This window comes from Streptomyces hawaiiensis (genome assembly GCF_004803895.1).
Lineage (GTDB): Bacteria > Actinomycetota > Actinomycetes > Streptomycetales > Streptomycetaceae > Streptomyces > Streptomyces hawaiiensis.
In genome coordinates this window covers 3,464,827-3,477,633 of the sequence record NZ_CP021978.1, presented here as the reverse complement: position 1 = coordinate 3,477,633, position 12,807 = coordinate 3,464,827, and the positions used below count along the sequence as shown (strand labels likewise).

At 72.1% G+C, this 12,807-nt stretch carries 10 protein-coding genes; 9 read left to right on the top strand and 1 reads right to left on the bottom strand.

The features are described 5' to 3' along the window. Nucleotides 1-34 precede the first annotated feature (34 nt). Nucleotides 35-1,243, bottom strand: a complete 1,209-nt coding sequence (locus CEB94_RS15935) for an MFS transporter (RefSeq protein ID WP_175432864.1) — start codon at nucleotides 1,241-1,243, stop codon at nucleotides 35-37. Nucleotides 1,244-1,493: 250 nt separating this feature from the next. On the opposite strand from CEB94_RS15935, the gene CEB94_RS15930 reads away from it, so the two are divergent. The 9 genes from CEB94_RS15930 to CEB94_RS15890 all read left to right on the top strand — a co-directional run bounded on the left by CEB94_RS15930 (nucleotide 1,494) and on the right by CEB94_RS15890 (nucleotide 12,314). Continuing rightward, the gene (locus CEB94_RS15930) at nucleotides 1,494-1,739 is read left to right on the top strand and encodes a hypothetical protein (protein ID WP_175432863.1); all 246 of its coding nucleotides are present in this window, start codon (nucleotides 1,494-1,496) and stop codon (nucleotides 1,737-1,739) included. 12 nt (nucleotides 1,740-1,751) lie between these two features. Continuing rightward, nucleotides 1,752-2,588 carry a hypothetical protein gene (locus tag CEB94_RS15925; protein WP_246111809.1) on the top strand — a complete coding sequence of 279 codons (837 nt, stop codon included), beginning with the start codon at nucleotides 1,752-1,754 and terminating at the stop codon, nucleotides 2,586-2,588. 131 nt (nucleotides 2,589-2,719) lie between these two features. Beyond that, nucleotides 2,720-3,685 carry a LysR family transcriptional regulator gene (locus CEB94_RS15920; protein WP_175432862.1) on the top strand — a complete coding sequence of 322 codons (966 nt, stop codon included), beginning with the start codon at nucleotides 2,720-2,722 and terminating at the stop codon, nucleotides 3,683-3,685. A gap of 166 nt (nucleotides 3,686-3,851) precedes the next feature. Next, nucleotides 3,852-4,832, top strand: a complete 981-nt coding sequence (locus tag CEB94_RS15915; protein ID WP_246111808.1) for a hypothetical protein — start codon at nucleotides 3,852-3,854, stop codon at nucleotides 4,830-4,832. Nucleotides 4,833-5,129: 297 nt separating this feature from the next. After that, nucleotides 5,130-7,319 (top strand): bifunctional polysaccharide deacetylase/glycosyltransferase family 2 protein, encoded by a 2,190-nt coding sequence (locus CEB94_RS15910; protein WP_175432861.1) that lies wholly within the window; start codon nucleotides 5,130-5,132, stop codon nucleotides 7,317-7,319. Beyond that, nucleotides 7,316-8,527: an acyltransferase family protein gene (locus CEB94_RS15905; protein WP_175432860.1), complete on the top strand. Its 1,212-nt coding sequence runs from the start codon at nucleotides 7,316-7,318 to the stop codon at nucleotides 8,525-8,527. The genes CEB94_RS15910 and CEB94_RS15905 overlap by 4 nt, the downstream gene beginning before the upstream one ends. A 70-nt stretch (nucleotides 8,528-8,597) precedes the next feature. Continuing rightward, a complete protein-coding gene (locus CEB94_RS15900; protein ID WP_175432859.1) occupies nucleotides 8,598-9,503 on the top strand; it encodes a hypothetical protein in 906 nt (301 codons plus the stop codon). A gap of 157 nt (nucleotides 9,504-9,660) precedes the next feature. Beyond that, a complete protein-coding gene (locus CEB94_RS15895; protein ID WP_175432858.1) occupies nucleotides 9,661-11,046 on the top strand; it encodes a nitrate/nitrite transporter in 1,386 nt (461 codons plus the stop codon). 116 nt (nucleotides 11,047-11,162) lie between these two features. Beyond that, nucleotides 11,163-12,314: a uroporphyrinogen-III synthase gene (locus tag CEB94_RS15890; RefSeq protein WP_175432857.1), complete on the top strand. Its 1,152-nt coding sequence runs from the start codon at nucleotides 11,163-11,165 to the stop codon at nucleotides 12,312-12,314. Nucleotides 12,315-12,807: the final 493 nt, after the last annotated feature.

The following is a 12,807-nucleotide window of genomic DNA, read 5'->3' as shown; positions in this document are numbered from 1 at the left end:
CGACGATCGAACGTATGCGGGGTGCGCGAGGGCGTCAATGGGGTGCGAGGCACTTGGTGAAGCGATTCGAACCGCTGCGCAGGGACAACGCCAGGGCCACGGCCGCCGCCGCCACTGGGACGCCGTAACCCGCCGTCGGAGAGAGGTGCTCCACCGTCCATCCGCCGAGCGCGCTGCCGCAGGCGATGCCGCCGAGCAGGCCGGTCACCGCGAGGGTCATGCCCTCGTTCAGCCGGCCCTCGGGGGTGCGCTGCTGGACCAGCGTCATGGTGGTGACCATCGTCGGGGCCGTCGCCATCCCGGCGACCAGCAGCGCGGCCGCCAGGACGAGGAGCGAACCTGTGAGGGCCGCGGCCAGCAGCGGCAGCGCCAGCAGCGCGGCCATCGCCGCCACGCACCAGGGCAGCCGGGCCGCGGCCGGGCCGGCGGGTTTCGCGGCGCCGTACAGCAGGCCCGCCCCGCAGGAGCCCGCGGCCTGGAGCGCGAGCACGACACCGGCCGCCGACTGGCGCCCCTGGGCGTCGGCGAACGCCAGCGTGACGACCTCCGTCGCGCCGAAGATGCCGCCCATCGCCAGGCAGACCGCGAGCAGCGGGGGGATGCCGGGGGCGCGCAGGGGCGCCTTGCCGGGTATGTGCGCGCGGACCGGGGGCTCCGTCGCACGCCGGGTGGTGAACAGGACCATGCCGGCCAGCAGCAGCACCGCGCCCACGAGGGTGCCCGCCTCGGGGAAGAACGCCCCGCACAGGAAGGCCGCGAGCACCGGGCCCAGCATGAAGCACAGTTCGTCCGCCGCCTGCTCGAAGGAGTTGGCCGTGTGCAGCGCCTCCGGGTCGCCGGCCAGCAGATATGCCCAGCGGGCCCGGGACATGCCGCCGGTGTTGGGGGTGGTCGCGGTGGCGGCGTAGGAGGCGAACAGGGTCCAGTCCGGGGCGTCGTGGCGCACGCACAGCAGCAGGGAGAGGGAGCCGAGGACGGCGATCACCGTGGCGGGCAGGGCGACCCGGGCCTGGCCGTGCCGGTCCACCAGCCGGGCGGTCCACGGCGCGACCAGGGCGGTCGCCGCGAGTCCCGTCGCCGTGACGGCACCGGCGAGGGCGTAGGAGCCCCGGGTCCCGGCGATCATCACGACCGCGCTGACGCTGAACATGCCCATCGGCAGCCGGGCGATGAGGTTCCCGGCGGTGAACGCGCGGGCGCCCGGCAGGCGGAACAGGCGGCGGTACGGGGAGAGTTGCGGCATGCGTCCACCGTCCCCCGGGGACGATCAAGAGGTCCAACACCTGTTCCGCGCGCAGTCACGCACCTGGGTTGTGAATCCGTGGCGGGGCAGGCCGGAAGGGCATGGCGGAAAACATTCGCTCCCTGTTCTTCATACAGAGATATGGAGATTCCTAATGCTCCTCATGACGCATGGAAAAGATGTTCATTCGGGAAAATCCTTCACTCGTTTGCCGCGCATCCGCCGAAGTGGGCCGACGGTTAGTCGGTACATGACCGAGGCGACGAGGAAAAACGGCTGGGCGGTAACGCTCGGCCCCTACACCTACATTCCGGCTCCAGCGCACTCGTCGGCGACAGTCAACGGAACGCTCACAAAAGCCGGTTGCCCGGTCACGCTGCAGGTGACCGAGCCGGTTCTGCGCGACTTCATCGACGCCATGAGCGCGCTGGAAAAGGATCTCGCCCGACGGTGGATCAGTGCGACGGATTGGCCCGCTTTCGCGCTTGCGGAATAGTCGGGCCGCGCCATGTACGACAAAGTAGAGGGCACCGGCCGGCATCGGGCTCCGGCCCGGGATTTCATCACCCCGCTGACGCCACCGGACCCGACCTGGGACCCGGCCGAGGAACTGGCGTTCATCCTGGAGGAAGCCCTCGGGGAGCAGGCGGCGAGGGTCCCCGCCCCCCGGGACGAGGACCCGGCCCCGGCCCCGGATCCGGCCCCCGCCTCTGTCCCGGGCACCCACATGCGGCGGCTCCAGGACATCACCGAGGAACTGCCGCCCGTCCGTGAGGTCCCCCGGCGTCACCGCAAAGTCCGGGCCCGCAAGGCCCCGGGCATGCTCCGCACCACCAGCTTCCTCGTTGCCGCCCTGGCGGCCGTCATCGCCTCCGGGGTGAGCCTCCTGAGCGGCATGGTCGCCTACGACCCCCTGCGCCTGGTCGCCGTGTCCCCCGCGGCGAGAGGCCTGCGCACCTGGTGGCCCCTGCTGGTCTACGGGCCCTGGCTGGTGGGCTCCCTGTCCGTCCTGCGGGCCGCGCTGCACCAGCGCCGGGCCGTGCACTCCTGGTGCGTGGTCCTGGTCTTCTCCTGTATCGCCGTGCTGCTGTGCGTCGTCCAGGCGCCCCGCACGATCCTCGGCACCGCGGCGGCGGCCCTGCCCGGCCTCGCCGCCCTCGCCTGCTTCCAGCAGGTCGTCCGCCAGATCACCCTGACCAGACCACCGATGCGGTCGGTACCACGGCACCGGGTGGGGCAGGCTCCGGTGCCGGCCGGTGCGGAGGGTGTGAAGGGTACGGAAGGCGTGACGGACGCGGACGTCCGGCCGGGCGAGGGGGAAACGTCCCGGGACATCGGACCCTGAGCGCAGGCCCCCCGGGCCCAGGCCTCCTGAGCGCAGGCCCCCCGGGTCCAGGCTTCCTGAGCGCAGGCCCCCTGAGCCCAGGCCCCCCGGGCCTGGCTCTCCCGGCCTGGCGCCCGCTGTAGGTTCACCGCATGTCCGCTCATCTCGACCCCCGTCTGCTGCGTGGCTTCGTCACCGTTGCCGAGGAGTTGCACTTTACGCGGGCCGCGGTGCGGTTGCATGTGGCTCAGCAGGCGCTCAGCCGGGACGTGCGGCGGCTGGAGCGGGAGCTCGGGGCCGAGTTGTTCGTGCGGACCACCCGGCAGGTGACGCTCACCCCCGACGGGGAGCGTCTGCTGCCGTACGCCCGCCGGGTGCTCGGGGCGCAGGACGAACTGCTCGCCGCCTTCGACCAGGCCCGGCCGCTGCTGGTCGATCTCAACTCCCCGGGCCTGGTCACACCGCGCCGCGTGCTGCACGAGGCCCGTGAACTCGCCCCGCGGCATGAGCTGATGGCCCGTTACGAGAGCGGCCTGACCGGAGCCGCCGGTGAACTGCTCGCCGGCCGGCTGGACGCCTCGTTCGGACGGTTCGCCGGGCTGGACCCGGCGTTGCGGGCCGGGCTCGACCACCAGCCCGTGCGGTTCGAGCCGATGGCGGTCGTACTGCCCGAGGACCACCGGCTGGCCGCGTGGGATTCCGTGCCGCTCGCCGAGCTGGCCGGCGAGAGCGTCTACGCGGGCGCCGGCAATCCGCGCACCCCGGAGTGGACCGGCCTGGCGCGGCTGCTGTTCGAGGGACGGGGCATCGATATCGCGCCACCCGCGCCACTGGCCGTCGGAGACGAGGAGTTCCAGCGGCTCATGGCCAGGACGCGCAATCCGGTCTTGGCCGTCGTGGAGTTCCCGGCGTTGCCGTCGATGGTGGTGCGGCCCCTGGTCGACCCGGTTCCGCTGTCCCCCGTCTCCCTGGTGTGGCGCAAGGGCCTGACCCACCCCGCGTTCGACGCGCTGCGCCGGGCGGCGGCCCGTCTGGCTGCGGAAACGGGGTGGCTGCGCAGGCCCGCGGGTGCCTGGATTCCGGCCGGCGACGATGTCCTCATGGCGTCTCACGGTTGACACGATTCGACACGGCGCCCACACAGAACCTGCGCGTGCGCTACATTCGACGCCTGAGCACGTTGTGGTAAGAGGGGGCGTTCGGACGGGTGGGGGCCCGATCCGACGGCGGGTGCTCAGGTCGTCAAGCGCACCTGAACCATCCCGTGGGGGGAAGTGCGTGCGCATGAAACAGTGGCGAGAAGACGCCCAACCTGAGTGGCCCGAGGCCGCGACGGCTACCGGGGAGCTCCCGTCGGACGGCAGAGTCCGGGACGGGAGAGCCACGCAGGTCTTCCCCGGCCGTGAGGTCCGGACGGCCGGCCACCGGCTGCCCGGGACGGACATACTGCGCGGCATTCCCCGCCAGAGCGACGGCGAGGCCGACTCGCTCGCCCCGCAACAGGGGAACCGGACCTCGGTCCGCGACCCCTGGCAGGAGGAAGCCGGAGCCGAACCGCCGGCGGACACCTCCGACGCGGCCGGGCAGACCCACGATCCGCACGAGGTCACCGTCCAGCTCGACGCCGTGCAGCTCCGGGAGGGTTTCCTGCGGCAGGCCAAGGAGAGCCCGGGCGCCGAGGCCGCCGACCGGCCCGTCTTCGTCGACGAGTCCGGCCGCCGCAGCCGCCGCTACCGCCGGATCGGCATGGCCGTCGCCCTGGCCTGCGGGGTCTACGCCGTCGTCATCGTCGCCACGTTGCTGTCGGGCAACTCCAACGCCCCGTGGCTGCCCGTGCCGACCAAGGGGGACAACCCTCCGGCCGGGCAGGTCGACACCCCGCCGCTGCCCGCCGAGTCGGCACCGGCCTCGGACACCGGCGTCACCGCACCGGCCAGTGCGCCCGCGACCGGTGAGGCCACGGCCCCCGCGCCCGGCCCCAGCGCCGCCGCACCCGATGCCACCGCCGGGCCCGGCCGTACCGGCACGTCCACCGAGCCCACGCCGACCGCGAGCCGGACCGCTCCGGTACCCGGCCCCAAGGTCACCGACCCGGCTCCGACCAAACCGGTGGACCCGCCGAGCACCCCGGTCACCGACCCGACACCGACGGGCGAGCCCACGGCCCCGCCCACCGAGACGACGGGGACCGGCGGCGACGGCGGCACCGTCGCCGAGGGCCCGGCCGAGCCGCAGCCCGTCGCCGGGACGCCCGCCGCCGTCTAGACCGCGTCCGCGAAAGCGCCGCCCACCGCTCCGGGCGCCGCTCCACCGCGGTTCCGGCCGGGCGACTGCCCAACACCGGGCCGGCCGGAGGTATCCCGAGCTTTCCGGAGCGCGGCCACCTCGCGATCATCCGCTCCGACTCACCCGTCCCGCTCGCGCAGCGGGGCCCCAAGACGTCGCGGAGTGCGCCCCATTCCGCACAGCTGCGACGTCCCCGAGAGGCCGGGCCCGTCCCACCGTCCGCCCGCTTCCGTCCCCGTACCACCCCATCCCGCACCACCCGGAGTACCACCACCCATGGCATCCCGTACCCGCCGTTCCGGGCCCGCGTCACGAGCCCGTGGCGGCTCCAGGCGCCGGCGCCTGCCCATGCGTCTGTTGCTGCCCCTGCTCGTGCTCGTCGCCCTGGGGGCGATGCTCATGCTGCGCGGATACGTGCACAGCGAGGTCCTCGCCGACCACCGCGTCGGGCCGCCCGCGGCGAACGACCGCGTCCCGAAGCACATCCTCGAGGGCGGCCCCGTCATCGACACCCGGGGCGGGAAGCCGGCCAGCCTGGATCTCCCGGACCGCGAGCTGGTGCTGACCTTCGACGACGGTCCCGACCCGATGTGGACGCCCAAGGTCCTCGACGTGCTGAAGAAGCACGACGCCCACGCCGTCTTCTTCATCACCGGCACCATGGCCTCCCGCTACCCGGACCTCGTCCAGCGCATGGTCGACGAGGGCCACGAGATCGGGCTGCACACCTTCAACCACCCGGACCTGTCGCTGCAGAGCAGGAGCCGGGTCGACTGGGAGCTGTCGCAGAACCAGCTCGCGCTCGCCGGTGCGGCCGGCATCCGCACCTCGCTGTTCCGCCCGCCCTACTCCTCGTTCGCCCAGAACATGGACAACAACACCTGGCCGGTCACCGAGTACATCGGCAGCAAGGGCTACATCACCATCGTCAACGACACCGACAGCGAGGACTGGCGCAGGCCCGGGGCCGAGCAGATCATCCGCAACGCCACGCCGAAGAACGGCGACGGCGCCATCGTGCTGATGCACGACTCCGGCGGTGACCGCTCCCAGACCGTCGCCGCCCTCGACCGGTACGTCTCCGGGCTGCAGGAAAAGGGCTACCGCTTCAAGACCCTCACCGCCGCACTCGACGCCCCCAGCGCGCACACCCCGGTCGCCGGGCTGGAGTCGCTGAAGGGCGAGGCGTGGGTCTTCCTGGTGCAGGCGTCCGAGAAGATGACCGGGGTCCTCGTCGCCGGCCTCGCCGTCGTCGGTGTGCTGGTCTTCGGGCGGCTCGGGCTGATGCTGATCCTCTCCGTGGCGCACGCCCGCAGGGTCCGGCGCCGCGGTTTCCGCTGGGGCGAACCCATCACGGAACCGGTGTCCGTCCTCGTGCCCGCCTACAACGAGGCAAAGTGCATCGAGCAGACGGTCCGCTCCCTGGTCGCCAGCGACCACCCCATCGAGGTGCTGGTCATCGACGACGGCTCCAGCGACGGCACCGCCCGCATCGTCGAGAACCTCGACCTGCCCGGCGTACGCGTCGTCCGCCAGCTCAACGCCGGCAAGCCCGCCGCCCTCAACCGGGGCATCGCCAACGCCCGGTACGACCTGATCGTCATGATGGACGGCGACACCGTCTTCGAACCGACCACCGTCCGCGAACTCGTCCAGCCCTTCGGCGACCCGCGCGTCGGCGCCGTCGCGGGCAACGCCAAGGTCGGCAACCGGGACTCGCTCATCGGCGCGTGGCAGCACATCGAGTACGTGATGGGCTTCAACCTCGACCGCCGGATGTACGACGTACTGCGCTGCATGCCCACCATCCCCGGCGCGGTCGGGGCGTTCCGGCGCAGCGCACTGGAACGCGTCGGCGGCATGAGCGACGACACGCTCGCCGAGGACACCGACATCACCATGGCCATGCACCGCGACGGCTGGCACGTGGTGTACGCCGAGAAGGCCGTCGCCTGGACCGAGGCCCCGGAGTCCGTCCAGCAGCTGTGGTCCCAGCGCTACCGCTGGTCGTACGGCACCATGCAGGCCATCTGGAAGCACCGCAAGTCCATCGTCGAGCGGGGGCCCTCGGGCCGCTTCGGCCGGGTGGGCATGCCGCTGGTGTCGATGTTCATGGTCGTGGCGCCGCTGCTGGCCCCGCTGATCGACGTGTTCCTGCTGTACGGCCTGGTGTTCGGCCCCACGGAGAAGACCATCGGCGCCTGGCTGGGCGTTCTCGCCGTGCAGGGGGTGTGCGCCGCCTACGCGTTCCACCTGGACAAGGAACGCATGACCCACCTGATCTCACTCCCGCTCCAGCAGCTCCTCTACCGCCAGCTCATGTACGTCGTCCTGCTCCAGTCCTGGATCACCGCCCTCACCGGCGGCCGGCTGCGCTGGCAGAAGCTGCGGCGCACGGGCGCGGTGGGCCTGCCCGGGGCCGGTTCGGCCGCGAAGCCGCAGATGGACGGGAGGCCGGTCGGATGACCACGCACGCGACCCCCCTCGCCGAGGCCGCGCCGAAGGAACCGGCCCCGGTTGAGAAGCCGGGCCGTGACCGGTACTTCGATCTGCTGCGGGCCCTCGCCCTGTTCCGTGTCGTGCTGTACCACCTGACGGGCTGGGCCTGGCTGCCGCTGGTGTTCCCGTCCATGGGCGTGATGTTCGCACTCGCCGGAAACCTCATGGCCCGCTCGCTCAAGCGCCCGGCCGGGCAGGTGATCCGCGGCCGGATGCGCCGGCTGCTGCCCCCGCTGTGGCTGCTGGGCGTCGTCGGCGTCACCGGCATGGTTTTCCAGGGCTGGGGCCCGGACGCGGACGGGCACCCCGGCTGGTGGCTGCTCCACCTCACCTTCTGGATCGTCCCGCTCAGCGACCCGCCGTACGCGGAGGGGCTGCCCGGCGTCCACGGCTTCATCGGCGAGAACTGGGCCGCGGACCTCGCGGGCCCGCTGTGGTACATCCGCGCCTACCTCTGGTACGTCCTGCTGTCCCCGGTGCTGCTGAAGGCCCTGCGCGCCCTGCCGGTCGTCACGATCCTCGCGCCGATCGCCCTGGCGGTCGCCTTCGAGCAGAGCTGGCTCACGCTGCCCGGCGAGCGGATCCCCTCGGCGCTCACGGACTTCTCCACCTTCGGCGCCTGCTGGATCCTCGGCATGGCCCACCAGGAGGGAATCCTGCGGCGGCTGCCGCGCTACGTCGTGCCGTCCGTCGCCCCCGTCATCGCCCTGGCCGGCCTCTGGTACGCCCTGCACCACGACTTCGGCACCGGCAACGACCTGGACAGCATGCCCCTGGCCCAGGCCCTGTGGTCCTTCGGCACGGTCTTCCTGCTGCTGCACCTCAGCCCGTCCTGGAAGGAGTGGCCGCGCCGGCTGCGCCCCCTCGCGGGGACGATCACGCTGCTCAACTCCCGGGCCGTGACCATCTACCTGTGGCACAACACCTGCATCCTGATCGCCGCGACCCTGTGGGACCAGCTGTGGGGCTTCCCCCTGCTGGAGCAGAACGCGCCCGGGCTGCTGGAGAGCGTCTGGCCGGTGCTGGCCCTGGTCTGGGTCCTGATCGGCTGCTGTGTCCTGGCGTTCGGCTGGGCGGAGGACCTGGCGGCGAAGCAGAAGCCGCGGCTGTGGCCGACAGGGGAGCCGCGGCTGAGGACTCGCGGGAGCCGAAGGCGCGCGGCACCCGGCGGCTGAGCCGGCCCACCGGTGTGGAAAACTGCCCGGGTTGCGCTTGTGAACAAAGTGGCGGGCGGGAGCGGTGGGGATGAGTAAGCGGCAGATACAGAAGATGCTGCGGCTGATGGCGAGCGGGGAACCGGTCGAACTCACCAGCCCGATGGCATCCGTGAAGAAGCTCGCACGACTGGCCTTCGTCGCCCAGCAGTTCGGCTACGAGTACGCCGACGTCCGTCAGAGCAGCGGCCGCAACGGCGCACTCACCATGCTGATCCTGCCCGACCCCAGCCCGCAGGCCCGGGCCCGGGCCGGGCAGAACTGGGCGCAGTACCCCAACGCGGCCGACGGCGTCTCCCTGCCGCCGCTCGTGCCCGACGCCTTCGAACTCCTCAGGGCCCGCATCAACTTCGACCTCACCGGCAAGAGCGCCGAGAAGCGCATGGGGTACGGGGCCCTGGGCGTCACTCTCGGCTGTGTGATCCTCGCCTTCCGCTTCGGGGGTGAGGCCACCGACTTCGTCGCGGCCGGTGTGGTGTGGCTGCTGCTCATGGCGGTCTTCGGCATCGGTCTCGTGGTGACGCGCAAGCGCAACGCCAAGTTCGCGGCCCGGTTGCAGGCGGCGGGCTTCATGCCGGTGAACGACGAGAACGGGCGGCTGCGGTATCTGCCGCCGGGGGCGCAGATGCCCGGGCAGGGCAATCCGTTCGCGGGTGGGCCGTACGCGCAGCAGGCGCCTGGGCCGTACGCCCCCCAGCCCGGTGCGTACCCCGGTCAGACCGCCCCGGGGTCGTACCCCGGTCAGGCCACCCCGGGCGCCTATCCGGGTCCGCCCGCGCCTGGTCCCTACGGCGGTCAGCCCGCGCAGGCGCCGTATCAGGGCCGGCCCGCGCCCGGCCCCTACGGTGCGCAGCCCCCCGGCCCGTACGGCCAGCCGTACCACCACCCCCACCCCCAGCCTCAGCAGAACCCTCACGGGCAGCCCCCGCAGCGCTGACACGGAAACCTCCCGGAACCTCTCATCCCGCCCGAGCCAGGGGTGAGAGCAAAGTTCCCTCGCGGTCACCCGGTGCCACAGGCAGGAAACGCGTCCTCCCTACCTTCGGGATCAGTACTCGGAGTACCACCGAGCCCCGGAGCACAGTGGAGGCGTCATGACAGGCCCTGGCACGGCACCCGCACCCCCGAGCAAGGGCGGACGCTGGATCCGGCACTGGGATCCGGAGAACGAGACGTTCTGGAAGGAGACCGGGGAGAAGGTCGCCCGCCGGAACCTCTTCTTCTCCGTGCTGTCCGAACACATCGGTTTCTCGATCTGGACCCTGTGGTCCGTGCTGGTGCTGTTCATGGGCCCGGAGTACGGACTGACCCCCGCCGACAAGTTCATGCTGACCTCGATGGTCACGCTGGTCGGCGCCGTCGTCCGCGTCCCCTACACCTTCGCCGTGGCGATCTTCGGCGGGCGGAACTGGACGATCATCTCCGCGGCCCTCCTGTTGATCCCGACCGTCGCCGCATTCGCCGTGATGAAGCCGGGGACCTCGTTCTCCACGTTCCTGCTCGTCGGCCTGCTCGCCGGTATCGGCGGCGGCAACTTCGCCTCCTCCATGACCAACATCAACGCCTTCTTCCCGCTGCGGAAGAAGGGCTGGGCCCTCGGCCTGAACGCGGGCGGCGGCAACATCGGCGTGCCGGTGATCCAGCTGGCCGCGCTCGCGATCATCGGCGCGGGCGGCGGGCCGCGCGTGCTGCTCGGGATCTACATTCCACTGATCCTCGTGGCCGCCGTCATGGGCGCGCTCTTCATGGACAACCTGGAGAACGTCAAGAACGACACCGGCGCCGCCAAGGACGCCGCGCGGGACGCCCACACCTGGATCATGTCCGTCCTCTACATCGGCACCTTCGGCTCGTTCATCGGCTACAGCTTCGCCTTCGGCCAGGTCCTGCAGAACCAGTTCGGACGTACCCCGCTGGAGGCGGCGTACGTCACCTTCATCGGCCCGCTCCTCGGCTCGCTGATCCGGCCCCTCGGCGGCTGGCTCGCAGACCGGCACGGCGGTGCGAAGATCAGCCTGTGGAACTACGTCGGTATGGGTGTGGCGACGGCGGTCCTGATCGGCGCCTCCATGGAGAAGTCGCTGGCGCTGTTCACCGGGGCGTTCGTGGTGCTGTTCGTGCTCAGCGGGCTCGGCAACGGCTCGACGTTCAAGATGATCCCGGGCATCTTCCAGAACAAGGCCCTGGCCAAGGGACTGGAGGGCGAGGAGGCGGCGGCGTACGGGCGGCGGCTCTCCGGGGCCTCCATGGGCCTGATCGGCGCGGTGGGCGCGCTGGGCGGTGTCGGCATCAACCTCGCCTTCCGCCAGTCCTTCCTCTCCTACGGCTCGGGCACCGGGGCGTTCGTCGCCTTCCTGGCCTTCTACGCGGTCTGCTTCGTGGTCACCTGGGCCGTATACCTTCGCCGTACGGCTCCCCGGGTACCCGTCACCTCGGCGACCTCGGAGGCGAAGCCGCAGCTCAGCTACGCCGAGGTGTGACGTAACACCAGCGACATCATGCCGATCCGGGCCTGTCACGAGCCGTTGACAGGCTCGATCGGCATGTAGGTACGCCGTACCCACGAAGTACGACGACTGGATGCGGGACGAGAGCCATGTACGAGGAAGAACAGCGACCGGACCACGGACCCCTGGCGGGTTTCACCGTGGGTGTGACGGCCGCGCGCCGGGCTGATGAGCTCGGGGTGCTGCTGCAGCGACGCGGAGCCGCCGTCCTGCACGCCCCCGCCCTGCGGATCGTGCCGCTCGCCGACGACAGTGAGCTGCTGGCCGCGACGAAGGAGATCATCGAGCGGGCGCCGGACATCGTGGTCGCCACGACCGCGATCGGCTTCCGCGGCTGGGTCGAGGCCGCGGACGGCTGGGGCCTGGGCGAGGATCTGCTGGCGCGGCTGGGCGGCGTACGGATCATGGCGCGCGGGCCGAAGGTCAAGGGCGCGGTCCGGGCCGCCGGGCTGACGGAGGAGTGGTCGCCGTCGTCCGAGTCCATGGCGGAGGTGCTGGACCGGTTGCTGGAGGAGGGCGTCGACGGTCTGCGGATCGCGATCCAGCTGCACGGTGAGCCGCTGCCCGGGTTCGTGGAGGCGCTGCGGGAGGGCGGGGCCGAGGTGCTCGGGGTGCCCGTCTACCGCTGGATGCCGCCGGAGGACATCACGCCGGTCGACCGCCTGCTGGACGCGACGGTCGCCCGGGCCCTGGACGCGGTCACCTTCACCAGTGCCCCGGCTGCGGCCTCCCTCCTCTCCCGGGCGGAGGACCGCGGACTGCTCGACGACGTCCTGGCGGCCCTGAGCCACGACGTCCTGTCGGCCTGCGTGGGCCCGGTCACCGCCCTGCCCCTGCAATCCCGCGGCATTGACACGATCCAGCCCGAACGCTTCCGGCTCGGTCCCCTGGTCCAGCTCCTCTGCCAGGAACTGCCGGGGCGGGCCCGCTCCCTCCCCGTCGCCGGGCACCGCGTGGAGATCCGCGGCCACGCCGTCCTGGTCGACGGCCACCTCAAACCGGTTCCGCCCGCCGGCATGTCCCTCCTGCGCGCCCTCTCCCGCCGCCCCGGCTGGGTCGTCGCCCGCGCGGACCTCCTGCGCGCCCTGCCCGGCTCCGGCCGCGACGAACACGCGGTGGAGACCGCCATGGCCCGCCTCCGCACGGCCCTCGGCACCCCGAAGCTGATCCAGACGGTGGTCAAGCGCGGCTACCGCCTGGCCCTCGATCCGACCGCGGAGACGAAGTACGCGGACGCGTGACCCCGTCCGGAGGTTGAGCCAGAACACGTCATCCGCCATCGCTCCAAGGGCCCGAGCGGGGAGCTCCGCCGGGGCTCCGGTGGGGGTGTGGTGCTCGCGGGGGTGAGATGTCCGCGGCGGTCCGGCCGCCACGAGCGTGGCGCTCGCGGCCCGAGCGGGACGCCCTGCGGGAGCCCGGCCGCCGGGGCGTGGTGTTCGCGGTGCGTGCGGGGTGTCCCGGGGAGTCCGGCCGGAGTGCCATGCTCGCGGGGTCCGGCCGCCGCGAGCGCGGCGCTCGTGGCGCGGGCGGATCGCCCCGCGTGAGTCCGTCGGGGCGTGGCGCCCGGCCCCCGGCGTGGCGTGAACGCGGGGGCCGTCCGGGCATCCGACGCGTCGAGGTGTGTGCGAGGGGTTTCCGGCGTCGTGGCGGGCAGGCACTGTAAGAGGGAACGGTTTCCCGGCCGTCTCACTGGCGTCTCACCGAAGCCCTCGCGACCGGGGTGAACCCTAGGCG

Bases quoted from the DNA above. Each gene is read 5' to 3' on its own strand.
- CEB94_RS15890 (WP_175432857.1), top strand. From the start codon at position 11,163: ATGTACGAGGAAGAACAGCGACCGGACCACGGACCCCTGGCGGGTTTC.
- CEB94_RS15900 (WP_175432859.1), top strand. From the start codon at position 8,598: ATGAGTAAGCGGCAGATACAGAAGATGCTGCGGCTGATGGCGAGCGGG.
- CEB94_RS15915 (WP_246111808.1), top strand. From the start codon at position 3,852: ATGAAACAGTGGCGAGAAGACGCCCAACCTGAGTGGCCCGAGGCCGCG.
- CEB94_RS15930 (WP_175432863.1), top strand. From the start codon at position 1,494: ATGACCGAGGCGACGAGGAAAAACGGCTGGGCGGTAACGCTCGGCCCC.
- CEB94_RS15935 (WP_175432864.1), bottom strand. From the start codon at position 1,243: ATGCCGCAACTCTCCCCGTACCGCCGCCTGTTCCGCCTGCCGGGCGCC.
- CEB94_RS15895 (WP_175432858.1), top strand. From the start codon at position 9,661: ATGACAGGCCCTGGCACGGCACCCGCACCCCCGAGCAAGGGCGGACGC.
- CEB94_RS15925 (WP_246111809.1), top strand. From the start codon at position 1,752: ATGTACGACAAAGTAGAGGGCACCGGCCGGCATCGGGCTCCGGCCCGG.
- CEB94_RS15910 (WP_175432861.1), top strand. From the start codon at position 5,130: ATGGCATCCCGTACCCGCCGTTCCGGGCCCGCGTCACGAGCCCGTGGC.
- CEB94_RS15920 (WP_175432862.1), top strand. From the start codon at position 2,720: ATGTCCGCTCATCTCGACCCCCGTCTGCTGCGTGGCTTCGTCACCGTT.
- CEB94_RS15905 (WP_175432860.1), top strand. From the start codon at position 7,316: ATGACCACGCACGCGACCCCCCTCGCCGAGGCCGCGCCGAAGGAACCG.